The 25,334-nt window shown below is 68.6% G+C and carries 22 protein-coding genes; 11 read left to right on the top strand and 11 right to left on the bottom strand.

The features are described 5' to 3' along the window. The first annotated feature begins 35 nt into the window (after positions 1-35). Genes MHN84_RS25585 through MHN84_RS25570 form a run of 4 tightly spaced genes read left to right on the top strand, consistent with a single transcriptional unit; the run spans position 36 to position 5,402 of the window. On the top strand, positions 36-1,013 hold the full coding sequence (locus MHN84_RS25585; protein WP_241207324.1) for an ABC transporter permease: 978 nt from the start codon (positions 36-38) through the stop codon (positions 1,011-1,013). Then, complete coding sequence (locus tag MHN84_RS25580) at positions 1,010-1,903, top strand: ABC transporter permease (protein WP_241207323.1); 894 nt, start codon at positions 1,010-1,012, stop codon at positions 1,901-1,903. Before MHN84_RS25585 ends, MHN84_RS25580 begins: the two co-directional genes overlap by 4 nt. Continuing rightward, the gene (locus MHN84_RS25575; RefSeq protein WP_241207322.1) at positions 1,900-3,723 is read left to right on the top strand and encodes an ABC transporter ATP-binding protein; all 1,824 of its coding nucleotides are present in this window, start codon (positions 1,900-1,902) and stop codon (positions 3,721-3,723) included. The genes MHN84_RS25580 and MHN84_RS25575 overlap by 4 nt, the downstream gene beginning before the upstream one ends. 11 nt (positions 3,724-3,734) lie before the next feature. Continuing rightward, positions 3,735-5,402, top strand: a complete 1,668-nt coding sequence (locus tag MHN84_RS25570; RefSeq protein ID WP_241207321.1) for an ABC transporter family substrate-binding protein — start codon at positions 3,735-3,737, stop codon at positions 5,400-5,402. Here MHN84_RS25570 and MHN84_RS25565 read toward each other — a convergent pair. Then, positions 5,389-6,657, bottom strand: a complete 1,269-nt coding sequence (locus MHN84_RS25565; protein WP_241207320.1) for an alpha/beta hydrolase — start codon at positions 6,655-6,657, stop codon at positions 5,389-5,391. The two genes, MHN84_RS25570 and MHN84_RS25565, sit on opposite strands and share 14 nt — an antisense overlap. A 122-nt stretch (positions 6,658-6,779) precedes the next feature. Between MHN84_RS25565 and MHN84_RS25560 the strand changes: the two genes are divergently transcribed. Further along, positions 6,780-8,003 (top strand): acyl-CoA dehydrogenase family protein, encoded by a 1,224-nt coding sequence (locus tag MHN84_RS25560; protein WP_241207319.1) that lies wholly within the window; start codon positions 6,780-6,782, stop codon positions 8,001-8,003. Positions 8,004-8,023: 20 nt separating this feature from the next. Here MHN84_RS25560 and MHN84_RS25555 read toward each other — a convergent pair whose 3' ends face one another. Continuing rightward, complete coding sequence (locus MHN84_RS25555) at positions 8,024-10,681, bottom strand: AAA family ATPase (protein ID WP_241207318.1); 2,658 nt, start codon at positions 10,679-10,681, stop codon at positions 8,024-8,026. Next, a complete protein-coding gene (locus tag MHN84_RS25550) occupies positions 10,678-11,826 on the bottom strand; it encodes an exonuclease SbcCD subunit D (RefSeq protein ID WP_241207317.1) in 1,149 nt (382 codons plus the stop codon). The genes MHN84_RS25555 and MHN84_RS25550 overlap by 4 nt, the downstream gene beginning before the upstream one ends. Positions 11,827-11,942: 116 nt before the next feature. Between MHN84_RS25550 and MHN84_RS25545 the strand changes: the two genes are divergently transcribed. After that, complete coding sequence (locus MHN84_RS25545; protein ID WP_241207316.1) at positions 11,943-12,449, top strand: histidine phosphatase family protein; 507 nt, start codon at positions 11,943-11,945, stop codon at positions 12,447-12,449. A gap of 75 nt (positions 12,450-12,524) precedes the next feature. Here MHN84_RS25545 and MHN84_RS25540 read toward each other — a convergent pair whose 3' ends face one another. After that, a complete protein-coding gene (locus tag MHN84_RS25540; RefSeq protein WP_241207315.1) occupies positions 12,525-13,073 on the bottom strand; it encodes a DUF3558 domain-containing protein in 549 nt (182 codons plus the stop codon). Beyond that, positions 13,070-13,645, bottom strand: a complete 576-nt coding sequence (locus tag MHN84_RS25535) for a DUF3558 domain-containing protein (RefSeq protein ID WP_241207314.1) — start codon at positions 13,643-13,645, stop codon at positions 13,070-13,072. The genes MHN84_RS25540 and MHN84_RS25535 overlap by 4 nt, the downstream gene beginning before the upstream one ends. Before the next feature lie 117 nt (positions 13,646-13,762). Between MHN84_RS25535 and MHN84_RS25530 the strand changes: the two genes are divergently transcribed. After that, positions 13,763-15,490 carry an ABC transporter ATP-binding protein gene (locus MHN84_RS25530; protein ID WP_241207313.1) on the top strand — a complete coding sequence of 576 codons (1,728 nt, stop codon included), beginning with the start codon at positions 13,763-13,765 and terminating at the stop codon, positions 15,488-15,490. Further along, positions 15,487-17,388, top strand: coding sequence for an ABC transporter ATP-binding protein (locus MHN84_RS25525; RefSeq protein WP_308192992.1), 1,902 nt, complete (start codon positions 15,487-15,489; stop codon positions 17,386-17,388). The genes MHN84_RS25530 and MHN84_RS25525 overlap by 4 nt, the downstream gene beginning before the upstream one ends. Here the strand turns inward: MHN84_RS25525 and MHN84_RS25520 are convergent. Then, on the bottom strand, positions 17,385-17,954 hold the full coding sequence (locus MHN84_RS25520; protein WP_241207312.1) for a hypothetical protein: 570 nt from the start codon (positions 17,952-17,954) through the stop codon (positions 17,385-17,387). The two genes, MHN84_RS25525 and MHN84_RS25520, sit on opposite strands and share 4 nt — an antisense overlap. Before the next feature lie 74 nt (positions 17,955-18,028). On the opposite strand from MHN84_RS25520, the gene MHN84_RS25515 reads away from it, so the two are divergent. Further along, on the top strand, positions 18,029-18,886 hold the full coding sequence (locus MHN84_RS25515) for an AIM24 family protein (protein ID WP_241207311.1): 858 nt from the start codon (positions 18,029-18,031) through the stop codon (positions 18,884-18,886). A 5-nt stretch (positions 18,887-18,891) separates the two neighbouring features. Here MHN84_RS25515 and dtd read toward each other — a convergent pair whose 3' ends face one another. Beyond that, a complete protein-coding gene (gene dtd, locus MHN84_RS25510; RefSeq protein WP_241207310.1) occupies positions 18,892-19,323 on the bottom strand; it encodes a D-aminoacyl-tRNA deacylase in 432 nt (143 codons plus the stop codon). A 2-nt stretch (positions 19,324-19,325) separates the two neighbouring features. Next, a complete protein-coding gene (locus MHN84_RS25505; RefSeq protein WP_374238426.1) occupies positions 19,326-19,955 on the bottom strand; it encodes a DUF305 domain-containing protein in 630 nt (209 codons plus the stop codon). An 86-nt stretch (positions 19,956-20,041) separates the two neighbouring features. Here MHN84_RS25505 and MHN84_RS25500 point away from each other — a divergent pair, with 86 nt between their 5' ends. Next, positions 20,042-20,248, top strand: a complete 207-nt coding sequence (locus tag MHN84_RS25500) for a heavy-metal-associated domain-containing protein (RefSeq protein ID WP_241207308.1) — start codon at positions 20,042-20,044, stop codon at positions 20,246-20,248. Between the two features lie 15 nt (positions 20,249-20,263). Beyond that, positions 20,264-22,474, top strand: coding sequence for a cation-translocating P-type ATPase (locus MHN84_RS25495; RefSeq protein WP_241207307.1), 2,211 nt, complete (start codon positions 20,264-20,266; stop codon positions 22,472-22,474). Here MHN84_RS25495 and MHN84_RS25490 read toward each other — a convergent pair whose 3' ends face one another. From MHN84_RS25490 to MHN84_RS25480, 3 genes are all read right to left on the bottom strand, one after another. Then, a complete protein-coding gene (locus MHN84_RS25490; RefSeq protein ID WP_241207389.1) occupies positions 22,475-22,627 on the bottom strand; it encodes a hypothetical protein in 153 nt (50 codons plus the stop codon). A gap of 13 nt (positions 22,628-22,640) precedes the next feature. Then, entirely contained in the window at positions 22,641-23,723 is a 1,083-nt protein-coding gene (locus MHN84_RS25485) for an IS110 family transposase (RefSeq protein ID WP_255730952.1), read from the bottom strand. A gap of 204 nt (positions 23,724-23,927) precedes the next feature. Next, positions 23,928-25,028: an HNH endonuclease signature motif containing protein gene (locus MHN84_RS25480; RefSeq protein ID WP_308192991.1), complete on the bottom strand. Its 1,101-nt coding sequence runs from the start codon at positions 25,026-25,028 to the stop codon at positions 23,928-23,930. Positions 25,029-25,334: the final 306 nt, after the last annotated feature.

Raw genomic sequence — 25,334 nt, 5'->3', positions numbered from 1 at the left:
CCTGTGCGGGTGCAGCACCGAGGCGGACCCGCCGGATGACCCGCTTCCTGGCGCGGCGGCTGCTCAACTACCTGGTGTTGCTGGCGCTGGCCTCTTTCCTGGCGTTCACCCTGACCTCGCTGACGTTCCATCCGCTGGACAGCCTGCTCGAACGCAGCCCCCGCCCTCCGCAGGCCGTCATCGACGCCAAAGCCGCGGAACTGGGCCTCGATCGACCGATCCCGGTCCGGTACGCCCACTGGGTGTCCGGTGCAATGCGCGGTGATTTCGGCACCACGGTGACGGGACAGCCGGTGACCGACGAGTTGTGGCGCCGGGTCGGGGTGAGCCTGCGGCTGGTGATCATCGGCTCGGTGCTCGGCACGATCATCGGCGTCGTCGTGGGCGCGTGGGGCGCCGTCCGGCAGTACCGGCTGTCCGACCGCGTGATCACCGTGGTGTCGCTGCTCATCATCAGCGCCCCTACGTTCGTGGTGGCCAACCTGCTGATCCTGGCGGCGTTGAAGGTCAACTCGGTGCTCGGCGTGCAGCTGTTCGAGTACACCGGCGAGACCTCGACCGACGCGGTGGGCGGCGGGTGGAACCAGTTCGTGGACCGGCTGCAGCATCTGGTGCTGCCGACCGCGACGCTGGCGCTGGGCTCGATCGCGGGTTTCAGCCGCTACCAACGCAATGCGATGCTCGACGTGCTGGGCCAGGACTTCATCCGCACCGCCAGGGCCAAGGGATTGACGCGGCGTCAGGCGCTGTTCCGGCACGGGTTGCGCACGGCGCTGATCCCGATGGCGACGCTGTTCGCCTACGGCATCAGCGGTCTGGTGACCGGCGCGGTGTTCGTCGAGAAGATCTTCGGCTGGCACGGCATGGGTGAGTGGTTCGTGCAGGGCATCGCCGCCCAGGACACCAACATCGTGGTCGCCTTCACGGTGTTCTCCGGGACGACGATCCTGCTGGGCGGTCTGCTCTCCGACGTGCTCTACGCCGCCCTCGACCCCCGGGTGCGTGCCTCATGACCACTCCGGAGTTCGTGTCACGGCGCACCCTGGTGTGGCGCCGCTTCCGCCGCAACCGGCCCGCGATGGTGTCGGTCGTGGTGCTGATCGTGCTGTTCGTGGGCTGCTGGGCACTGCCGCCGCTATTGCCCTACTCCTACACCGACCTGGATTACTACGCGCTGCAGCAGCCGCCGTCGCCGCAACACTGGTTCGGCACCAACGCGCTCGGCCAGGACCTGCTGGCCCAGACGCTGCGGGGCATGCAGAAATCGATGGTGATCGGTGTCTGTGTGGCCGTGATCTCCACGCTCGTCGCCGCGACCGTCGGCGCGGTCGCGGGGTACTTCGGCGGCTGGCGCGACACCGTGCTGATGTGGTTCGTCGACCTGCTGCTCGTGGTGCCGGGCTTCATCCTCATCGCGATCGTCACGCCCAGCACGCGGGGCGCCGGCACGGTGGTGTGGCTGATCGTGCTGCTGGCCGCGTTCAGCTGGATGATCAGCTCCCGCATGGTGCGTGGCCTGACGATGAGCCTGCGCGATCGCGAATTCGTCGCCGCTGCACGCTACATGGGGGTCAGCAACACGCGGATCATCGCCCGCCACATCGTGCCCAACGTCGCGTCGATCCTGATCATCGACACCACCCTCAACGTCGGCGTCGCGATCCTCGCCGAAACCGGGCTGAGCTTCCTGGGGTTCGGCGTGCAGCCGCCCGACGTGTCGCTGGGCACGCTGATCGCGGCCGGCACCGGCTCGGTGACGACGTTCCCGTGGGTGTTCCTGTTCCCCGCCGGCGTGCTGGTGTTGATCGTGTTGTGCGCCAACCTCATCGGCGACGGCCTGCGCGACGCGCTGGATCCGGGCGCGCGCCCGGCCCGACGGGTCCGTCTGGGGTCACGCCGATGACCCTGCTGCAGGTACGGGACCTGACCGTCACCTTCCCCACCGACACCGAACGGGTGCCCGCGGTGCGCGGCCTGGACTACGACGTCGCCGCCGGTGAGGTCGTGGCGTTGGTCGGTGAATCGGGGGCGGGCAAGTCGGCGGGCGCGATGGCCGTGGTCGGCCTGCTGCCCGAGTACGCCGAGGTGTCCGGGTCGGTGCGCTTGCACGGCTCCGAGTTGCTCACCGGATCCGATGCGGAGATGTCGCACATCCGCGGCGCGAGGATCGGCACCGTCTTCCAGGACCCGATGTCGTCGCTGACCCCGGTCTACACGGTGGGCGACCAGATCGCCGAGGCGGTCCGCATCCACCGCCGCGACGTGAGCCGCCAAGCCGCCCGCGCCCGCGCGGTGGAACTGCTCGAACTCGTCGGCATCGCGCAGCCCGCCCAGCGCGCGGCGGCGTTTCCCCATGAACTCTCCGGCGGGGAGCGCCAGCGGGTGGTGATCGCGATCGCGATCGCCAACGATCCGGATCTGCTGATCTGCGACGAACCCACGACCGCGCTCGACGTGACCGTCCAGGCTCAGATCCTCGAGGTGCTGCGCACCGCGCGCGACGTCACCGGCGCGGGCGTGCTGATCATCACCCACGACCTCGGCGTCGTCGCCGAGTTCGCCGACCGCGCACTGGTCATGTACGCCGGCCGCGCCGTCGAGACCGCGCCGGTCGCCGACCTCTACGCCAGACGCCGAATGCCTTATACCGCCGGCCTTTTGGGGTCAGTGCCGCGACTGGATGCCCCGCAGGGCGCTCGGCTGGTGCCGATCCCGGGCGCTCCCCCGTCACTGTCCGCACTGCCCCCCGGATGCCCTTTCACGCCGCGCTGCCCCCTGGCCATCGCCGAGTGCAGCGCCGCCGAACCGGAGCTGACCCCTGTCGGGCCGGACCACACCGTCGCATGCATCCGACACGAGGAGGTCACCGGCCGCAGCGCGGCCGAAATCTTTCGCGTCAGCACCGGGTCGCCCGGCGTGACGGACCCCGAGGCGCCGGTCGTCGTGTCGGTGCGCGGTCTGGTGAAGACGTTCCCGCTGACCAAGGGCGTGGTGTTGCGGCGCCGGGTCGGCGAGGTCCGTGCTGTCGACGGCGTGGATTTGACGGTGCGGCAAGGCCGCACGCTCGGCATCGTCGGCGAATCCGGCTCGGGAAAATCGACCACTCTGCACCAGATTCTCGGGTTGACCGCGCCGCAGCAGGGCAGCATCGAGGTGCTCGGCGCCGACGTCGCGTCACTGGACCGCCGGGCACGCCGCGCACTGCGCGGCGATCTGCAGGTGGTGTTCCAGGATCCGGTCGCCTCCTTGGATCCGCGGCTGCCGGTGTCCGATGTTCTCGCAGAGCCGTTGCAGGCCAACGGTTCTGACAAGAGTGCGATCGCCGACCGGGTGGCCGAGTTGCTGATGCTCGTCGGGTTGCGCCGCGAGGACGCCGCCCGCTATCCGGCGGAATTCTCCGGCGGACAGAAGCAGCGCATCGGCATCGCCCGCGCGCTGGCGCTGCACCCGAAGATCCTGGCGCTCGACGAACCCGTGTCGGCGCTCGACGTGTCGATCCAGGCCGGCATCATCAATCTGCTTCTCGACCTTCAGGACCGCTTCGGGCTGGCATACCTGTTCGTCTCGCACGACCTGTCGGTGGTCAAACACCTGGCCCACGACGTCGCGGTGATGCACCGCGGCCGGATCGTCGAGCAGGGCACCAGCGAGGACGTCTTCGGCAACCCTCGCGACGAGTACACGCGGCGATTGCTGGCCGCGGTTCCGCGCCCGCCCGGTTAGAGTCTGTCCGCATGAACCTCCTGCTGCGTCTGCTCTGTCTCGGGTTCGTCGGCATCCTGGTGCTCACCGGATGCTCGGGTTCGCAGGAACCGGCCCCGTCGGCAGGCGGCAGCGCCGAGCTGGGCGGCACCGCCGACATCAACCCGCAGGACCCCACCACGCTGCAGCAGGGCGGCACGCTGCGGCTGGCGCTGACCGGCTTCCCGGCCAACTTCAACAACCTGCACATCGACGGCAACCTGGGCGAGATCGGCGCGATGTACAAGACGATGCTGCCGCGCGCGTTCTTCATCAAGCCCAACGGGGAGATGACCGTCAACAGCGACTACTTCACCAACGTGGAGTTGACGGGTACCGATCCGCAGGTGGTCACCTACACGATCAACCCGAAAGCGGTGTGGAGCAACGGCAGGCCGATCACGTGGGAGGACATCGCGGCGCAGGTGAACGCGACCAGCGGTAAGGACAAGCGGTACCTGTTCGCGTCCCCCAACGGTGCAGAGCGTGTCGGCTCCGTCACCAAGGGTGTCGACGACCGGCAGGCGATCGTCACCTTCGCCAAGCATTACGCCGACTGGAAAGGCCTGTTCGCCGGTAACGGCATGCTGTTCCCGAAAGAGATGACCGGTACGCCGGAAGCGTTCAACACCGGCTTCCGGGACGGCCCGCCGCCCACCGCGGGCCCGTTCATCATCACCAACATCGACCGCGGCGCCCAACGGATCACGTTGGGCCGCAACCCGAAATGGTGGGGCACTCCCCCGCTGCTGGATTCCATCAGCTACACCGTGCTGGACGACGCGGCCCGCATCCCTGCGCTGCTGAACAACTCGATCGACGCCAGCGGTGTCGCCACGCTCGACGAGCTGAAAACCACCCGCTCCGCGCCGGGCATCGCGATGCGCCGCGCCCCGTCGGCGCAGTGGTACCACATGACATTCAACGGGGCGCCCGGCTCGATCCTCGCCGATCCGAAGCTGCGGATGGCGATCGCCAAGGGCATCGACCGGCAGGCCATCGTCACCGTCGCCCAGAACGGCCTCGTCGACAAGCCCGTCCCGCTGAACAACCACATCTATCTGGCCGGCCAGGAGGGCTACCAGGACAACAGCATTCCCTTCGACCCAGAAGCCGCCAAGAGAGAACTCGACGCGCTGGGCTGGCGGCAGAACGGCCAGTTCCGGGAGAAGGACGGCCGACGGTTGACCATCCGCGACGTGTACTACGACGCGCAGAGCACCGGTCAGATCGGGCAGATCGCGCAGAACAACCTCTCCCAGATCGGTGTCGACCTGCAGCTGGTGCCCGCCGCAGGCGGGAAGCTGTTCACCGAATTCGTCACCCCCGGCAACTTCGACATCGTCCAATTCGCCTGGGGCGGCGATGCTTTCGCCCTGTCCAGCCTCACCCAGGCGTATGCGTCTGCCGGCGAGAGCAACTATGGCAAGATCGGCAGCCCGCAGATCGACGCCAAGATCGACCAGACGCTGTCCGAGCTGGACCCTGCCAAGGCCCGCACCCTGGCCAACGAGCTGGACACGATGATCTGGCAGGAAGTGCACAGCCTGCCGCTGTTCCAAGCGGCCGGCAACGTCGCGGTGCGGGCCACACTGGCCAACTACGGCCCCGCCGGCATCGGTGACCTGAACTACAGCGCGATCGGCTTCATGAAGCAGTGACCTGCCGGACCGCGCGCGGCAGCGCGTCGGGCACCGTGCCCTCCGCGCGGGCGGCCAGCCGGATCGCGCCGACCAGCAGCCGGATCGTCAGGTTGGCCGGCAGCGCATCCAGTTCCGTTCCGCGCGAGGCCAGTTCGGCCATCTGACCGGCGGCCGCCGCCCGGCACACCTGCAGTGCGGCGTGCTCGCGGGTGTCGAGCATGCTGTGCCCGGCGGTGGGGAGGTCGACGAGCACCGCGTCGGGAACGAGGCCGGCGACCCGCTGGGCGATCCCCGGGGGCGTGGTGAGGTCGCGACCGCCGGAGAGCACCGCGGTCGGCCACCGGAAGTGCGGCATCGCCGAGGCCAGATCGTAGGGCTCGGCGACGAATTCGACGTCCCCGAGCGCCATCTCGCGCAGCGCGACAGCCGGGTCCAGGGGAAGGCCGTCTGGCTCGGCACCGTAGTTCAACTCGCGGTAGGCGATGCGCTCGACGAGGTCGGGCTCGTGTTGATAGGGCGTCTTGCGTTCCAGCAGGTTGCGCTCACCGAAGCCGACGGCCGCCCACAGCCAGTCGTGTCCGGCGAGCAGGAGGTCCAGTTGCCGGCACAGCACCTCCGGACCGGCGACGCCGTACACGTCTCCGATGAGCTGCGCGTCCTTGCTCGTCACCACGCCGCCCTGTACCAGGCGGCGCACCTTGGCCGCCAACTCCGCCGTGCCCGGTTCGGTCCCGTCCCACAGGACGCGGCGCGTCTGGGCTCGCACCTCGGCGATGTCGCCGGCCGACAGCAGTGGAGAGTCCAGCACCATCGCGTGCACGCGCTCCGGGTGGGACACGCCCAGACCGGCGGCCAGGTAGGTGCCGTAAGAGGCGCCGTAGACGATGGCTTTGTCGACGTGGGCGTCGTCGAGCACCGCGGCGAGGTCGTCGACGACGGCGCGGATCGTCAGCGCTTCAGGAGGCAGATCGTGGCCGCCGTCGTCGTGCCGGGACAGCCCGACACCCCGGTGCTCGACCATGATCACGTCCAGCCCGGCGAGCGCCGCACGCCGGCGAAATGAGCGGTACAGCGCAACCGACGCGGCCCCCGGACCGCCCGGGATGATCAGCAACGGATGCGTCGATTTACGCCCGGTACGCACGTAGTACACGTCGAACTCGCCGGTGCCGCCGTGTGCGCCGTTCGCCCCTGTCGGCCGCCGGACCGGCCGCACGCCCGGCAGCGCGGCCAGCTTGGCGTGCGTGCGCCGCCGCTTGGCGTTCATCGTCATCAGGGCCCATTGTGCCCCCGGCGCTCAGGGCCGGCCATTCCGGCTGCGGTTAGGGTCGAGGTTCGGTTCGAGCTGAGCGAAAGCAGTGGCATACCGATCGCGCATCGGTACACATCACGGTCATGACCTCCGTCGATCACCTCACCGCCCTGCTGCCCGACTCCGAGGACTTCGCCGCGCTGCTGCGCGACATCGCCGCCGGCGCCGCCGACCGCGACCGCCACGACGAGAACCCCGTCGACCAGGTGGCGGCCCTGAAGCGGGCCGGCTTCGGCACATTGCGGCTGCCCGCGTCATTCGGCGGCCCCGGACTGACGGTGCCGCAACTGTTCTCGGCCGTCATCGACGTGGCGCGTGCCGACCCGATCGTGGCGCACATCTTCCGGACGCACTTCTGGTTCGTGGAGGAGAGACTGCGCACCCACCATGACGGCGCCGATCCGCGTTCGGCAGCGTGGCTGTCGACGGTGGCCCGAGGCAAGACCTTCGGCAACGCATTCAGTGAGAAGGGCGCCCAGGCGGTCGGCAGCCTGGTGTTCAACACCCGGCTGCTGCCCGCCGAGGGCGGCTACCGGCTGGACGGGACGAAGTTCTACAGCACCGGCACGCTGTTCTCCGATTACCTCACCGTCACGGCCACCACCGACCACGACTCGGTGGCCACCGTCGTGGTGCCCGCCGACCGGCCCGGTGTGCAGATCATCGACGACTGGGACGGCTTCGGGCAGCGCCGCACCGGCACCGGCACGACCGTGTTCACCGATGTCGCGGTGTCGCAGGACGAGGTGCTCAGCGACACGCCCTACGACGCGGAGCCCCAGCCGACGGTGCAGTACGCCTCGCTGCAGCTGTTCATCCATGCGGTGGTCGCCGGGATCCTGGAGTCGGTGGTCGACGACGGGGTGGCGCTGCTGCGCTCGCGCGAGCGCAGCTTCAGCCACGCGGTGACCGAACGACCCATCGACGACCCGCTGCTGCAGCGCCAGCTCGGTGAGATCGCCAGCACCGCGGCGATCGCCCGGGCGGCGGTGCTGGACGCGGCCGCTGCGATCGGCGCGGCCACCGACTCCTACGGCGAGGATCGCGTGCCCGACGCCGTGCTCGCGACCGAGGCGCAGCTCAAAGTCGCCAAGGTCAAAGTGCACCTGGACGCCGTGGCTCCGGAGGCCGCGACGCGTCTGCTCGAACTCGGCGGGGCCAGCGCGGCGAGCCGCAGCCGCAACCTGGACCGGCACTGGCGCAACATCCGCACGATCACGCTGCACAACCCGGTCGGGCTCAAGGCCCGCGCAATCGGTCAGAACCTGTTGCACGGCACCGCACTTCCGGCCAACGCCTACTTCTGATCGAGTGGCCGAGCGCCCGCTCAGGAGGCCAATTCGATGTGGCGCGCTGTCTGCACCCCGGCGTAGCGCTGCGGACTGCACGTCAGGATGATCACCTGCCCGTCGCCGGCCACCGCGTCGAACACCTCGGCCATCCGGGTCAGACGATCGGGATCGGTGAAGCCGAGCGCGTCGTCGATCACCACCGGCACGGTGTCGTCCTTGGCGACCAGCGCCGCGCCGGCCAGCCGGGCCACGATGCCCAACTGTTCCTTGGCGCCGCCGGACAACGAGTCGTACGGCACCGTGCGCCCGGACAGCGTCCGGTGCCCGATGCGCAGCTCGCTGTCGACGTCGACCTCGAACGTGTCGCCGAAGACGATGCGCCCCAAGCGTTCCACCTCGCCGCGGAACGGATCGACATAGCGCGATCGCATCGCGTCGCGGTGTCGGCCCATCACGCTGCGCAGCAGTTGTGCCGCGCGCGCCCTGCGCTGCACCCGCTCGTGGTCGGCGGCGGCCCGTTCACGCTCGGTCTCCGCGGCGTCGAGCCGACCCTTGCGGCCCTCGGTGCCGACGACCTTCAGCTGGGCGGCGACGTCGCGCAGCGCCTCGGCCACGTCGTCGAAGCGAGCGACCGCCCCTGCCGCGGCGCGGCGCGCCTCGGCGACCCGCGCGCCGACCACGTCGGGCTGCTGGCTCGAAAGCTCCTGCCTGAGGCCGTCGACTGCGGCGTGCGCCGCGGCAGCCGCCTCGGCGTGGGACTGCACCGTGACGGCCAGCTCGTCGTCGCTGACCGCAGTTCGCGCCTCGGCGAGCCGCTTCTGGGCGGCGGCCAGCTCTTCGGTCATCACTGCGAGCTTCTCCGCCAGCCGCGCCCCGCGCATCTCCCGCTCGGCGAGCAACGCCGCGGCGGCCTCGGCGACCTTGACGTGGGTCTCGCAGTCGCGCAACGCCTGCTGGTGTGCTGCGGTCGCTTCCACCAACTCCAGCCGCTGCGCCTTCGGATCGAGCGAGCTCCCGGCCGAGTCTGCGTCGAACAGCCCGCCGTCGGCGGGCACGCGCGCCTGCACCGCAGCCAACCGGGATCGCAGGGTCTCGACGGAGTCGTCGGCGGCGAGCGCCTCGAGCACCGCGGTGATCTGCTTGCTGCTCGCCGCCAGCTCCTGGCGGCGGGTATCGAGTGCCCGCGCCGACTCGAGGTCAGGCGCCCCCACCGCGTGCAGAGCGCGGTCCAGCATCTCTTGCGCACGGTCGAGGGCGGCCTGGGTATCGGCTGCCGTCGCACCCGCGATCACCCGGACCGCGAGCACTCCGGGCAGGTCGATGCCCGTCGTACCCGACACCGACGTCGTCCACGTCTGGCCGGCTGCCAGCGGCACCGGCGCCCCGTCGATCGCGACATCCACATCCGCCGCCGCGACGACCTCGATGCGGGCCGAGGTCTGTTCGACCGCCGCCGCCGCACGCTCGACCGCTGCCGCGGCTTTCTCGAGTCCCGTCATCGACTCCGGGGTCACCGTGATTCGTGCGAGCTCGCGGCGGATGGCGTCGAGTTCACGCTGGTGCCGCTCGATGGTGGCGATGCGCGCGGTGAGCTTGTCCGCCTCCTCCCGGTCGGCGAGCAGTGCCACCGCGGCGTGGGCGGAGTCGACACGGTCCTTGCACCGCTGCAGATCTGCTTTCGCCTTCGCGACGGTGTCATCCGCGGCGACCCGCATCTCGCGGGCGGTGTCCGCATCCTCGGCGGCCGCGTCGGCGTCGGCGCGTAGGCGTGCGACGGCCGCGATCCGGTCGTCGACCTCGGCGCGGGTGCGTCGCCGCTCGGTGAGCGTCGCCAGGGACGCGGCGTGGGTCGATGCGGCTGCCTCCGCGCGGGCCTGTGCCTGCTCGAGCCGGGCCGTCAGCGCCGCCACCGTGTCGGCGGCCTCCTGAGCAGAGGCCAATTCGATTGCCGCGCTGTCCTTTTCACACGTCAGCGTCTCGAGATCAGCGGTCAGCGTGACATGCCGGCGGACCGCCTCGTCGACCTCGGCGATCGCCGCGGCGCAGCGGGCCACGTCGTCGTCGGCGGCCGTGAGCCGGTTGATGGCAGCCAGCCACTCTCCGGTGGGCCGGCCGGTGGCGGTGAAGTAGCGCCGGTACTCCTCCTCGACGCGGTCGACCAGCAGGGCATCGGCAGGGCCGGCGCCCGCGGTGGTGTCGTCGTCGACCTCGCCGGCGACGACATCGAGGGCACGCGACAGCGCATCGCATCCCGAGAGCTCGGTCGCCGACGTCGATGCCGCTTGGATCACCCGCTGCGCCTGCCACAGATCCAGGTCGACCGTCTCGGCGAGGATGGCGCGCACCCGCTCGTGCGCCTCGTCGCCGGTGAGCTGTTCGCGCCGCGGCGCCAGGACAGTCAGCTCGGTTTCGGGCTTCTTGTGGAACCGCTTGCGGTAGACGAATCGGTAAGCGCCGGTTGATATCTCAGCTGTCACCTCGGCACCGACATCGGCGTGGGTGGGCTTGACCTGCTTGACGTCCTTCTTCGTGGAGCGGTCCTTGGCGTCGAGCAGCAGGTCGAGCGCCTCGAGCATCGACGACTTGCCGATCTCGTTGGCTCCGCTGATCACGATCACGCCGCTGTCGGGAAAGGTGATGTCGCGGTGGGTGATTCCGCGATAATTGGTCAGCGTCAGCCGGTGCAGCTTCATGCCGCCCCTCCCTCGGTCAGGCGCAACAGCAGAGCCAGCGCGGCGCGGGCGTCCTCGGCGTCCTCACCGGCGGTGCGAGCCGTGGACACCAGCTCCTGCACCGCAGCGGCGGCGAACCCGCCGATGCCCAGATCGTCGAACTCGCCGTCGGCGGGCATCACCGCGATGTCGGTGTGCCGATCCCACGGGATCAGCGCGGCGAACAGGCGGGCGTAGCGGTCCAGGCACAGATCGAGGGCCGCCTTGTCGGTGACGGTCAACGAGCCGGTCAGACCGAGCCGGATCACCGTGCGGTCCTTGTCCGGCATGAGATCGAGGTTGATGTCGAGGTCCGTGACGTCACGGCTGTCGTCGACGTCGCGGCGCAGTGAGAGGAAGCGCCACGTGCCGACGGGGCGCGGATCGACGCGCACCGGACGGTGCGGGGCCGTCTCGTCGACGTCGACCACCAGTACATGACCCGGCTTCGGCTCGACGTCGTCGAAGTTGGTCACCTCGGGCGACCCCGAGTACCAGATACGACCGGACGACCCGACGTCGAACACAGAGTGCTTGTCGCCCAACGCCACATAGTGCACCGCACCGCGTGCGATCGCGCTCTCCACCGACGCCAGCGCGATCAACGACGGCCGGTCTTTGTCCGGCACCAGGATGTCGACCGCGCCGTGCCCGACGACGATGCGTGTCACCCCGTCGGCAGGCAGCCCGTCGAGCACCTGCGCCACGAGGTCGCTGGTGGGGAACTTCGAGGACCACGGCGCGGCGACCAGCTCCAGACCCGGCCGCACCTCATGCACCCCGGGGCGATCGAGCACGATGACGTTGTCGGGGCGTTCTGCGGTGAACAGCGCGCTGGTGTACACCGACGCCGCATCGAGCGGATCATGGTTGCCGGGAAGCAGATAGACCGGCACACCGATGCCGCGCATGGCCTCCAGCGACTGGCTGACCTCACGCGGCGCGAGCTGGTTGTGTTCGAACACGTCGCCGGCGACCACGATGAACTCGGCACCGGTATCGGCCGCCAGCGGCCCCAGCGCGGTGACCGCGGCCCGGCGGGCCGCCGAGTAGCGGGGCTGCGCCTCACCGCTGAGGAAGTGCCGCGTCATGCCGAGCTGCCAGTCAGCGGTGTGCAGGAATCGCATGCGGATGACCGTCCTTTCCTCGTGTCCGGCGGGCTCGTGGCGAGTGCATCGGAAGTCTAGGGCGGGCCGCCGACAAGTCCGGGGATGCGCACCGAGATGGCCTACGGTTATCTCCCATGAGCGACAGAACGCGCACGCTGGTGCTGATGCGGCACGCCAAATCGGACTATCCCGACGGGGTGTCGGATCACCGGCGGCCGCTGGCGCCCCGCGGGCAACGCGAGGCGGAGCTGGCAGGGGAATGGCTCCGCGGCAACGTCGGAGCGGTCGACGCGGTGTTGTGTTCGTCGGCGACGAGGACACGCCAGACGCTGGAGCGCAGCGGCATCACCGCCCCGGCGACGTTCTCCGATCGGCTCTACGAAGCGAGCCCGGGCATCGTCATCGAGGAGATCAACGGGGTCTCCGACGACATCGCGACGCTGCTGGTGGTCGGACACGAGCCGGTGATGTCATCGCTGGCACTGAGCCTGGCCACCGAGGAGAGCGCCAACGGCGAAGCCGGGCAGAAGATCTCGGCGAAGTACCCGACGTCGGCGATCGCGGTGCTGCGCGTCGCCGGGCCGTGGGTGGAGCTCGAGGTGGGCGGCGCGGAGCTGGCCGACTTCCACGTTCCGCGGTAGCCGCGCCGAGATGGACGAAATGGTTGCGTCTACTCGCACTTTTCCGCCCGAACGTCGGTTTGGGCGTACTGAAAGTCAGGCGCGGGTGGCGAGTGTGAGCTCCATCAGCTTGATCGCCATGCCACACGCGTCGATGCCGGGCGCCTGCGGATTGATCCACCAGCCCACGACACCCGCGGCGTCACTGGCCACGCCACACGCGCCGTTGGGGTCGTTGGGCCGCATCACGAAGGACTGGATGCCCGCGATCGACCGGTTCTCGATCTGGTAGTTGAGCTGCTGGGCGGTCTTGCGTTCGTTCTCGAGATCACCCTGCTCGTACCAGAACCGCGTGATGTCCACCAGCCCTGCGGGATTGGCCGCCTGCCAGCGGCACACCGCGCCGACGAACGTGCTCTGGATGTCGAGCGGGTCGGCACCGACCGTCTGGGCCAGGATGTCCTGGGTCAGCACGTCGCACTCTTTGAGCAGGTTGGGGTACTGGCGTTCAGAGTTGTTGTTGCGGGGCACATCGCCGGCACCCGACTTGGCCGCCGTGCCCTCGACCGTCTGCGTGCACCCGGTCAGCAACACCAGCGCTGTCATACCGGCTGCGGCCGCTGTTCGTCCCCGTCGAACGCTCATTTGGAGTTCACAATCGATTGGCGGGCGAGTTCCTTGGCGACATCACACGGGTCCGGGAACGGCTTCTGCGCGTAGCTGATCGACCACTCGATGAAGTCGTCGTCGAAGCCGATGCCGATCTCGCACAGGTTGACACCCAGGATCGGATCCTCGTTGGAGGCGATGAACCCGTCGTGACCCTCGATGTTGATGTCCTCGACGCTGGTGCGCGAAAGCTCCTCGGTCTTGCGCTCGCGCCCGATCGGGCTGCCCCGGAACCACGTGAAGGAGAAGTGCGGGCCGACGATGCTGCCGTTCATCAACCACTGACAGCCCGCGGAGTTCGTCGCGGTGTTGACCAGACCGGGGACCTGTGTCTGCTTCATGATCTCTTCGTCGCTGATGCCTGCGCACTGCGGGAAGAACGGGCCGTGTTTGGCGGCCGCGGACGGCGCATCCGTCGACGGCACCGTCGGCGAGGTGGGCTGATCTTGCGAACACCCGGCCAGCACCGGAAGCACGGCCGCGGCAGCAACGGCGAGCGCTTTCGCGGGCCGTCGGATTCTGCGGGGGCTGCGGGTCACGCCATGCACTGTAGCGGCAGGGTTTGGGGTCAACCACCGACAGGCCGACTGACCTGGGAATTCACAGTATTCTCAGGTACCGCGCCGGACAGGGGCCCCGATCGCGGGGTGTGCGACAGTAGCGGGATGCTCTGGGGCCTGCTCCGCCGGCACACCCGGCCGTACCGCCCGCTCCTCGCGGTGGTGGCAGCCCTCCAGCTCGTCAGCACCCTGGCCACGCTGTATCTGCCGACGATCAATGCCGCGATCATCGACGACGGGGTCGCCCGGGGGAACCTGCGTCGCATCGTCGAACTGGGGATGGTGATGCTCGGGGTGACCGCCGGCCAGGTGGTGTGCGCCGTCGGCGCCGTCTACTTCGGGTCACGCGCGAGCATGGGCGTCGGCCGCGATCTGCGGTCGGTGGTCTTCGGCCACGTCACCGGGTTCTCCGCCGAGCAGACCGCGCGGTTCGGCGCACCGTCGCTGCTGACCCGCACCACCAACGACGTCCAGCAAATCCAGCTGTTGGTGCAGCTGACCGCGACGATGCTCATCACCGCGCCGATCATGTGCATCGGCGGCATCGCGATGGCCGTCCACCAGAATGCAGGGTTGTCCTGGCTGCTGCTCGTCAGCGTCCCGGTGCTGGCGCTGGCCAACTATTGGATCGTCTCGCACCTGTTGCCCATCTTCCGCCGCCTGCAACGCCTCATCGACGGGATCAACCGGGTGATGCGGGAACAGCTGACGGGTTTGCGGGTGGTGCGCGCGTTCGCGCGCGAGCCTTACGAACGCACCAGATTCGCCGCGGCCAACACGGCGCTGGCCGACGCCGCACTCGAAGCCGGCCGGTGGCAGGCGTTGATGCTGCCGGTCACCACGCTGGTGATCAACGTCTCGAGCGTGGCGTTGATCTGGTTCGGCGGCCATCGAATCGATGCCGGCCAGATGCAGGTCGGCTCTCTGATCGCGTTCCTGTCGTACTTCATGCAGATCCTCGTCGCGGTGTTGATGGCGACGTTCATCCTCGTGATCATCCCCCGCGCCTCCGCGTGTGCCGAACGCATCACCGAGGTGCTCGCGACACAGCCGACCATCGTCAGCCCGGCCCGGCCGGTGACGCCCGAGTGCATCCGCGGGGAGGTCCGTTTCGCAGGCGCCACCTTCTGCTACGACGGCGCCGACCGCCCGGTGCTGCAGGACATCTCGTTGACAGCCCGGCGGGGGGCGACGACCGCGATCGTCGGCTCGACGGGATCGGGAAAGTCGACGCTGATCTCCCTGGTCTGCCGGCTCTACGACGTGACCGACGGGGCGGTCCTGGTCGACGGTGTCGACGTTCGCGACATGGACATCGAAACACTGTGGGCGGCGATCGGATTGGTGCCGCAGCGCGGGTACCTGTTCGCCGGCACGATCGCCGAGAACCTGCGCTTCGGGCGCTCCGACGCGACCGATGACCAGATGTGGGCGGCGTTGCGCGTCGCGGCCGCCGAGGACTTCGTCGCCGCGCACCCCGACGGTCTGGAGCAGCGCGTCGCCCAGGGCGGCATGAACTTCTCCGGAGGCCAGCGTCAGAGGCTGGCGATCGCGCGCGCCGTCATCCGCGACCCGGCGATCTACCTGTTCGACGACGCGTTCTCTGCGCTCGACGTGCACACCGACGCCACCGTGCGCGCGCGGCTGCGCGAGGTGTCCGCCGACGCCACGGTGATCGTTGTCGCACAACGTATCTCGACGATCGCCGAAGCCGACCACATCGTCGTGGTCGACGACGGGCGCGTCGTCGGCGCCGGCACCCACGACGACCTGATCGCCGGGTGCACGGCCTACCGCGAGTTCGCGGATTCACAGTCGGTCGGGACGCCGTGAGCGGACCGCTGGGCCGCTCGATGCGGATGAACGAACCCCCGCAGGCCCGTTCGAGGAACTTCCGCGCGTCGGCCCTGCGGTTGCTCTCGCGGTTGACGCCTCAGCGGGGCCTGACCGTGGCGGTGATCCTGCTCGGGATCGGCGGCATCGCGGTCGGCGTCGTCGGGCCGCGCATCCTCGGCCACGCCACCGATCTGCTGTTCAACGGTGTGGTGGGCCGGGGATTGCCCGCCGGGTCGACCAAGGAGCAGGCGATCGAAGCGGCCCGCGCGCGTGGTGACACCACCTTCGCCGACCTGCTGTCCGGGATGAACGTGGTCCCGGGCCAGGGCGTCGATTTCGGTGCGGTGGCCCGCACTCTGGCGCTGGCTTTGAGCCTGTACCTGGTTGCGGCGCTGATGGTCTGGCTCCAGGCGCTGCTGCTCAACATCGTGGTGCAGAAGACGATGGTGGCGTTGCGCGCCGACGTGGAGGACAAGATCCACCGGCTGCCGCTGCGATACTTCGACACCCGGCAGCGCGGGGAAGTGCTCAGCCGGGTCACCAACGACATCGACAACCTCGCCCAGTCGTTGTCGATGTCGATCACCCAATTGCTCACCTCGGTGCTGACCGTGTTCGCCGTGCTGGTGATGATGCTGACGATCTCACCGCTGCTGACGCTGTTCACGGTGGTGACCGTGCCGCTGTCGCTGTGGATCACCCGGTCGATCGCGGGGCGATCCCGGCGCCTGTTCATCGCTCAGTGGACCAACACCGGAAAGCTGAACGCCCACATCGAGGAGACCTACAGCGGCTTCACGGTCGTCACCACCTACGGCCACCGCGCCGCGGCTCAGAGGCAGTTCGCCGAGCTCAACGACGACGTCTACCACGCGAGCTTCGGGGCGCAGTTCCTCTCCGGCCTGGTGTCTCCTGCGACGGTTTTCGTCGGCAACCTCAGCTATGTGGCCGTCGCGGTGGTGGGCGGAATCCAGGTCGCCACCGGCCAGATCACTCTCGGCGGGATCCAGGCGTTCATCCAGTACGTGCGGCAGTTCAACCAGCCGCTGACCCAGATCGCCGGCATGTACAACACACTGCAGTCGGGGATCGCCAGCGCCGAGCGGGTTTTCGAGCTGCTCGACGCCGACGAGGAGCCGCAGGCGCCGGACCGGGAACTGCCGGCCGCGGGATCTCGTAGCGGCCGCGTCGAGTTCCGCGACGTCCGATTCGGTTACCGGCCCGACGCGCCGGTGATCGAGGACCTGAGTCTGGTCGTGGAGCCGGGCACCACGGTCGCGATCGTGGGACCCACCGGGGCCGGCAAGACCACGATGGTGAACCTGCTGATGCGGTTCTACGACGTCGACGCGGGACAGATCCTGCTCGACGGTGTCGACATCACCACCGTCAGCAGGTCCGCGTTGCGCGCCCGCATCGGCATGGTGCTGCAGGACACCTGGCTGTTCGCCGGCACGGTGTACGACAACATCGCCTACGGACGGCCCGATGCCGACCGCGACGAGGTGATCGAGGCCGCCACCGCGGCCTACGTGGACCGCTTTGTCCACACACTGCCCGACGGCTACGAGACCCGCATCGCCGACGGTGGCACGAACATCAGTGCCGGTGAGCGCCAACTGATCACGATCGCGCGGGCAGTCCTGGCCCAGCCTCGGCTCCTCATTCTCGACGAGGCGACGAGCTCGGTGGACACCCGCACCGAAGTGCTGATCCAGCACGCCATGACGTCACTACGCCGGGGTCGCACGAGTTTCCTGATCGCGCATCGACTGTCGACGATCCGTGACGCCGACCTGATCCTGGTGATGGACGCGGGCCGCATCGTCGAGCAGGGCACGCACGACGAGCTGATGGCTCGCCGCGGCGCCTACTGGACGATGATCTCGGCCTAGTCGGTCTGGGTGACCTGCGGCCCCTGCGCCCGCAGGTCGTCGACCTCACGCATCGCGTCGCGCAGCTTGCCGAGCCACTCGTCGGCGTGCTCGCCGACCAGGCGCACCGACCAGGCCAGCGCGTCGGAACGCGACCGTGCCACGCCCGCGTCGACCAGCGTGTCGAGCACCTGGCGCTCGCTTTGACGCAGCCGCGTCATCACCGGAACCGCCATGTTGGTGAAGAGGATTCGCTCGTCACCGACGGTCACACCCCAGGACACCTTGCGCGCGTAGCGCGCCTCGGCTTCGTCGGCGATGTGCATGCGTTCCGCGCGGGTCTGCTCGCGGAAACGTGCGGCCCGCCCGGAGGCGCGGGCCTCGCTCTCGGGGTTGTCGCCGTCGACGTCGGGAAGACGTCCGATGACGGTGATCTCTTCGCGGTCGACGATGACCTCGGGGTCACCGGCGAACCACTCCTCGGGCAGTCGTCCGGCGAACCATTCGGCGGCGTCGCGGGCATCGGGTTGATCGGCCTGTTGCCAGCCTCCGGAGCGGCCGGCTCTCTTGTGTGGATGGTGTCTCATGATTACATAATTACACCGTTACGACCTCACAGGAACGGGGTTCACCGTCGGCGAACGGCACTAGGGTGAGGCGCATGAGCGCACCCGGACCCGGCACGTGGCGGCCCGATCCCGAGGGTCGGTACGACTATCGGTGGCACGACGGGCAGCAGTGGACCGACCAGGTGTCGGCGGGCGGGCAGGTGATGCGGGCGCCGCTCGGCCAGCAGCCACCGCAGGCGCAGGCCCAGATGCAGGCCCAGCCCGTCGGTGACGGCGGATTCGCCGGCATCAGTGGCGATCTCGTCGACGGACGGTTCAGCGAGAAGGAAGCGAAGGCGATCGGCAACCAGAACGCCAAACTGTTGCGCGTTCGCCTGGGCGAGCCGTTCATGGCACGGCAAGGCTCGATGGTCGCCTATCAGGGCAACGTCGACTTCTCGTTCGAAGGCGGCGGCGCCTCCCGCTTCATCAAGAAGGCGCTGACCGGCGAGGGCCTGCCGCTGATGCGCTGCGCCGGGCAGGGCGATGTCTTCCTCGCCGAGCGCGCCTACGACGTCCACCTGCTGAACCTGACGAACTCGGGCCTGTCCATCAGCGGGAAGAATGTGTTGGCGTTCTCGTCGAGCCTCGACTGGAACATCGAACGCGTCAAAGGCGGCAGCATCGCGACCGGCGGCCTGTTCAACACCACGTTGCGCGGAACCGGGTGGGTCGCGCTGACCACCGACGGACCGCCGGTGGTGCTCAACGCCGCAGAAGCGCCCACGTTCGCCGACACCAACGCCGTCGTCGCCTGGTCGGCCAATCTGCAGACCCAGCTGAAGACGAGCTTCAAGGCCGGCGCGCTGATCGGGCGAGGCTCGGGCGAAGCCGTGCAGGTCTCGTTCTACGGCAACGGATTCGTAATCGTGCAGCCGTCGGAAGGGGTGCAGGTCACCACCGCGCAGTGACTGCTCTACAGCTCCAGCATCACGGTGACGGGGCCGTCGTTGACGAGTTCGACGGACATGTCGGCGCCGAACGCACCGGTCTGAACTTCTGCGCCTCCAGCGCGCAGCGCGTCGCAGAACGCATCGACCAGCGGCTCGGCGACCGCACCCGGTGCCGCCGCGTTCCACGTCGGCCGGCGACCCTTGGTGGTGTTGCCGTACAACGTGAATTGACTGACGACCAGGATCGGTGCGCCGATGTCGGCCGCAGATTTCTCGTCGTCGAGAATCCGCATTTGCCACAGCTTTTCGGCCAGTTTGACGGCGGTAGCGGCATCGTCGTCGTGGGTGATCCCGACCAGCGCGAGCAACCCCTGCGTCGCGGGTGTGATCTCGCCGACGACCTCCCCCGCGACCGTGACGCGCGCCGAGGTCACCCGCTGGACGAGCACACGCATGTCTAGAGCGATCCGAGGATTTGTTTCATCGTCGCGATCTCGCGCTGCTGGGTGTCGATGATGCTCTGTGCCAGCTGCTTGGCGTCTGCCGCCTCACCGTCGTCGAGTTCCGTCTGCGCCATCCGCACCGCGCCTTCGTGGTGGGCGATCATGCCGGTGAGGAACTGGCGCGCCGCATCGGTGCCCTGAGCCTGCCGCAGCTGGTCGAGCTGCTGGTCGGTCATCATGCCCATGCTGGTCATGTCGTGGCCCTCGTGGTTCATCGGCGGGGCACCCCACTGGGTGAGCCACTGCTGCATGGTCGCGATCTCGGGGCCCTGGGCGGCTTTGATCTGGTTGGCCAGCTCGACGACGCGGGCATCGATGCCCTGCTTACCCAGGATGATGTCGCTCATGACGATCGCCTGCTCGTGGTGGGGCACCATGCCGGCGGCGAAGGACACGTCGGCGTCGTTGTGGTCGGCGGCGGGATCGGCGCTGTGCGTCATCGAGCCGTGGTCGTGGCCGTCGTCGCCGTGTGCGCTGGTCGTCGGGCCGGCACTGTCCTGGCCCGCATCGCTACATCCGCTCAGCAGCAGCATCAGCGCAGTCCCGGCGGCCGCCGCCGCGGCCCTGTAGGTCGTCATCGTCATGGCTCCCATCAGCGTCGTTGAATACCCTAGGGGGGTATGGTACACATGTCGGGTAGGCGCGTCACACCGCCCCGGAAAGGATTCCCATGAGCACCACCACGATCACTGTCGAGGGTATGACGTGCAGCGGGTGCGCCTCCTCGGTGCGCGCCGAGCTCTCGCAGCTGCCCGGTGTGACCGACGTCAGCATCGACCTCGCCGGTGGCACGGTGACCATCGCCAGCACCCGGCCCGTTGACCCCGACGCCGTGCGCGCCGCCGTGGAAGAGGCCGGCTACCAGCTGGCGAGCTGATTCGTCATGCCCCCCATGACCTCGCTGGAGCTGTCGATCGACGGCATGACGTGCGCCTCCTGCGCAGCCCGCGTAGAGAAGAAGCTGAACAAGCTCGACGGGGTCGCCGCGACGGTCAACTTCGCGACCGAGAAAGCGCGCGTCACCTACGACGGCCACATCACCACCGACCAACTCCTCGCCGCCGTGGAGGCCGCCGGCTATCACGCGTCGCTCCCCCAGCAGACGCCGGTCGACTCGCAGACGGCGGACCCCGCCGCCGAGCTGCGTCGCCGCCTGCTCATCTGCGTGGCACTCTCGGTGCCGGTGATCGCGCTGGCGATGGTGCCGGCCTGGCAGTTCACGTACTGGCAGTGGCTTTCGCTGACGCTGGCCGCACCCGTGGTGATCTGGGGCGGCTGGCCGTTCCACGTCGCGACCTGGACGAATCTGCGGCACCGCGCCGCAACCATGGACACACTGATCTCGATCGGCACGCTCTCGGCGTTCGGGTGGTCGATCTACGCACTGTTCTGGGGCCACGCCGGCATGCCGGGGATGACCCACCCGTTCGAGCTCACGATCGCGCGCACCGACGGCTCGTCGAACATCTACCTGGAGGCGGCGGCCGGCGTGACCACCTTCCTGGTCGCGGGGCGCTACCTCGAGGCCAGAGCCAAACGACAGGCGGGTGCGGCGCTGCGCGCCCTACTCGACATGGGCGCCAAAGACGTGTCGGTCCGAAGAGACGGCGCCGAACAACGCATCCCGATCGAGCGACTCCGGGCGGGCGACGAGTTCGTGGTGCGGCCCGGCGAGAAGATCGCCGCGGATGGCGTGGTGCTGGAAGGTGATTCCGCCGTCGACGCCTCGATGCTGACCGGTGAATCGGTGCCGGTCGACGTTCATCCCGGTGACGAGGTGGTCGGGGCGACGGTCAACGTCGACGGGCTGCTGGTGGTACGGGCCCGACGAGTCGGCGCCGATACGCAGCTCGCGCAGATGGCCCGACTCGTCGAGAACGCACAGAACGGCAAGGCCTCGGCACAGCGGTTGGCCGACCGCATCTCCGCGGTGTTCGTGCCCGTCGTGATCGGATTGGCCGTCGCGACACTGGGATTCTGGCTGGCCGTGGGGGCGCCGGCCGCTGCCGCCTTCACCGCTGCGGTGTCCGTGCTCATCATCGCGTGCCCGTGCGCGCTGGGGTTGGCGACGCCGACCGCGCTGATGGTCGGCACGGGACGCGGTGCGCAGTTGGGCATCCTGATCAAGGGTCCCGAGGTGCTGGAGTCGACGCGGCGGGTCGACACGGTGATCGTCGACAAGACCGGGACGGTCACGACGGGGACGATGGCGATGACGGGTGTCATCGCTTCCGAGGGCGAGCAACCGGACGAGGTCTTGCTGATCGCCGGAGCCGTCGAAGCCGCATCGGAGCATCCGATCGCGCGGGCGATCAGCGGCGGTGCCCGCGACAAACTGGGAAACCTGCCGCCGGTCACGTCCTTCGAGAACCTGCGCGGCCTCGGCGTGCGGGGCGTCGTCAGCGATCGGACCGTGCTGCTCGGCCGGCCCCGGCTGTTCGACGAGCAAGGCTTCGCGGTCGCGGCGGATGTCAGGGTTGCCGTCCAGCGGGCCGAGAGTGAGGGCCACACCGCGGTGATCGTCGGATGGGATGGTCGGGCGCGTGGCGTGGTGACTGTGGCCGACACCGTGAAAGCAACGTCCGCTGAGGCGGTTTCGCTTCTCGAACAGCTCGGCCTGACGCCGATCATGGTGACCGGCGACAACGAAGCGGTCGCGCGCGCGGTGGCTGCCGAGGTCGGCATCGAGCAGGTGGTGGCGGGCGTCGTGCCGCAGGAGAAGGTCGACACCGTGATCCGGCTGCAGCGCGAGGGCAAGGTCGTCGCGATGGTGGGCGACGGCGTCAACGACGCGGCCGCACTGGCGCAGGCCGATCTCGGCTTGGCCATGGGTAGCGGCACCGACGTCGCGATCGAGGCCAGCGATCTCACGCTGGTGCGCGACGACCTGCGGGCCGTGCCCGACGCGATTCGCCTGTCCCGCCGCACTCTGAGCATCATCAAGGGCAACCTGTTCTGGGCATTCGCCTACAACGTCGCGGCGCTGCCGCTCGCCGCAGCCGGCCTGCTGAATCCGATGATCGCCGGGGCGGCAATGGCTTTCAGCTCGGTGTTCGTGGTGACCAACAGCCTGCGGCTGCGGGGGTTCACTCCCGCGCGCTGATCACGGCCCGTGGTCGTCTTCGGGCAGAAGGTAGCGCTCGGGGTGGTGGTAGCCGTTCACGCGCCGTCGGCCGGTGTCCAGGTCAGGTGGGGGAAGCCATTCGGTCCGGCCGCGATCGTTGATGCGGGTGGTCCAGCCGGTCTGCTCGATCATCCGATTGATGCTCCTATGCAGCGTCAAGCACTTCTTTTGGTGTGGCTAGATCTGCTTGGAGTGCTCGGTAGAGCTCGCGTACGACTGCCCGTTTGAGGCAGCGGATGATTTCTTTTTTGGTCTTTCCTTCCTGGATTCGCCGTTCGAGATAGCGCTGAGTGGGTTCGTGCCATCGCAGACGATTGATCACGATGAGGTGGATGGAGCAGTTGGCGTGACGGTCGCCGCCGCGATGCAACCGGTGGCGAGTGGTGTTGCCACTGCTGGCTGGAATGGGAGCCACCCCGCACAAGCGAGCGAGGGATGCTTCGGAAGAGAGTCGGTCGCTGTTCTGGCCGGCAGTTGTCAATAGCTGGCCAGCGGCTTCAGTTCCAACTCCGTTGATGGATAACAGGTTTGGTGCGTGCCTGGTAAGGATGGCCTTGAGTTCGGTATTGGCTTCGGCGATCTCCTCGTCGAGATGTTGGATCCGTCGAGCCAGGCGTCGCAGCATCCTGCGGGCGGTGATCGTGGGATCGTCGATGGCGCCGGCGGTCGGTATGCGCAGCCGGGCGCAGCGTGAGACCAGGGCGGCGCGGTCATAGCTGGCGAGTTTGGCTCGCAGATCTTCGGGTGCGCACCAGAGCAGGCCGTGGATCTGCTGAAGCGCTGCTTTGCGCGCCTTGGCGGCGCTGCGGCGGGTAGCCCGGATCTGTCGTACGGCCTCGACATGACCGTCACGATCTTTTGGGGTGGTGGTGGCTGATTCGCTGAGTACCGCGCGGGCGGCGTTGATCGCATCGATTGGATCGGACTTGCCTTGCCGGCGGCGGTCTTGGCGGTTAGGTCGGGCCACCTCGATCACTCTCACGCCCTGGGCTTGCAGATGACGGTGTAAGCCGGCCCCGAACGAGCCGGTGCCCTCGATACCGACGGTGGTGAGGCCGCCTAGCGACTGCGCCCAGGACAGCAGGCGTTGATACCCCGCCGGTGTAGCTGCGAACTCCTGATCACCCAATAGCTGGCCCGTGCCGGCATCCAAAACGGCGGCGTGATGGGTCATTTTGTGAGTGTCGACGCCCGCTACGACGTGACGAGTTGGCGATAGCTTTGTCATGCTGGTTCCTGCCGTCCTCTATCCGGTGGATGGGTGGGCGTCACCGGCGTCGATGGTTGGACAGGACAGAGATGGGGGCCTGTTGGCGCAAGCTCCTATGAAGTCACAGCCGTCACGTCGGTGACGTCGAGCACGCCACTATCGACGACAGCCGACAGATCAACACGCAGGACAACCCGTTAAGGGTGTCAGTCGGGCCCGGAGTCAGACCGCCGCCGACAGTGGCGCCCCTACATGCTCTCTATCCGGCCCACACGCGAGCGTGAGGTTCGTGATGTCGGTGGTGCCGCCGTCTTTCCAGTCCCGGACGTGATGCACCTGCGCCCAGTATCCGGGCACGGTACAGCCCGGCCGGGTGCAGCCCCGCGCGGAGGAATGCAACACGATCCGCTGGGCTGCCGATGCGAGTCGTTTGGTGCGGCCGAGGTAGAGCGGCTTGTTGGTGTGCTGATCGAACACCGCCAGATAGTGGTGCGCGTGGGCGGCCATCCGGATCAGATCACCCATCGGCAACAACGAGCCGCCGCCGGTGACCGCCGCCCCAGCTGACTTCTCCAATTCCTGCAGTGTCGTCGACACGATCACCGTGACCGGTAACCCGTTGTGCGACCCCAGCTCTCCCGACGTCAACGCCATGCGGCCGACGGCCAGCCAGGCGTCGTGAGTGCGTTGCGCGGCGGTCCGCGTGTCGCGACGCTTCTGCTCGGGGTCGGGGTTGCCGTCGACGCAAGGTGTCTCGTCATCAGGGTTGCACATGCCCGGCGCGGCCAACTTGGCCTGGATCGCTTCGTAGTGGGCCCGGAACTCCGGGGTGATCCAGCCGGTCAACCGGCTCATGCCGTCGGGCTGCTGCTCACCCAGGCAGATGCCGCGCCGCCGCGCCCGATCGGCATCCGACGGTTCGGGCCCGTCAGCGTCGATCATCGCAGCCAACCGGTCCGCAGTCTTCTTCAACTCGTTCGGGGTCAACCCCGCACCCAGCTCAGCGAGCTGCCGATCCGCGGCAGCGCGGGTGTCGACATCCACCCACACCGGCAGCCCGTCATGAAACGCGCTGATGACCGCGACGTGCTCCGCATCCAACGCTCCCGCGGCCTGGGCAGCAGCAGTGGCTTCCCACTGCGGCGGCAACGGCTCCCCGGTCAGCGCTTGCCGCGGCCCCAACGCGGCGGCGTCAGCCAGGCGGCGCTTGGCGTCGCGCTCGGAGACCCGCAGCGCGGTGGTCAGCACCTTCTTCCACGATGCTTCCCCCAACCGGCGCGGCTCCGTCTCCGCGGTGAGCCGCGCGATGATCTGGTGCTCCAACGCCGCACGCTACGGACCAGCGTCGTGACCTCCGACATCAGCGACACCAGCTCGCGATGGGTCAGCGTGTCGCAGGCGTCGTGCAGGATCGCGAGCCGAGCCCGCATCCCCTCCACTGCCTCCGCGACCACATCCATGTATCGAACACTAGTGGCGCTCCTAGTGTTCTCATGGGCGCATTCATGCTGGTCAGCAAGGTTTTGCGGTGCGATACAACGGGATCGGCGTTCCTTGGGTGAATTGAGGGACGCGCACGCGGTGTGCCTCTAGGTTTCGGGGTTACCACACCAACCGCAACCACAAGGA

The organism is Mycobacterium sp. PSTR-4-N, from assembly GCF_022348085.1.
In the GTDB taxonomy this organism is placed as follows: domain Bacteria; phylum Actinomycetota; class Actinomycetes; order Mycobacteriales; family Mycobacteriaceae; genus Mycobacterium.
This window is presented reverse-complemented; position numbering and strand designations above follow the sequence as displayed.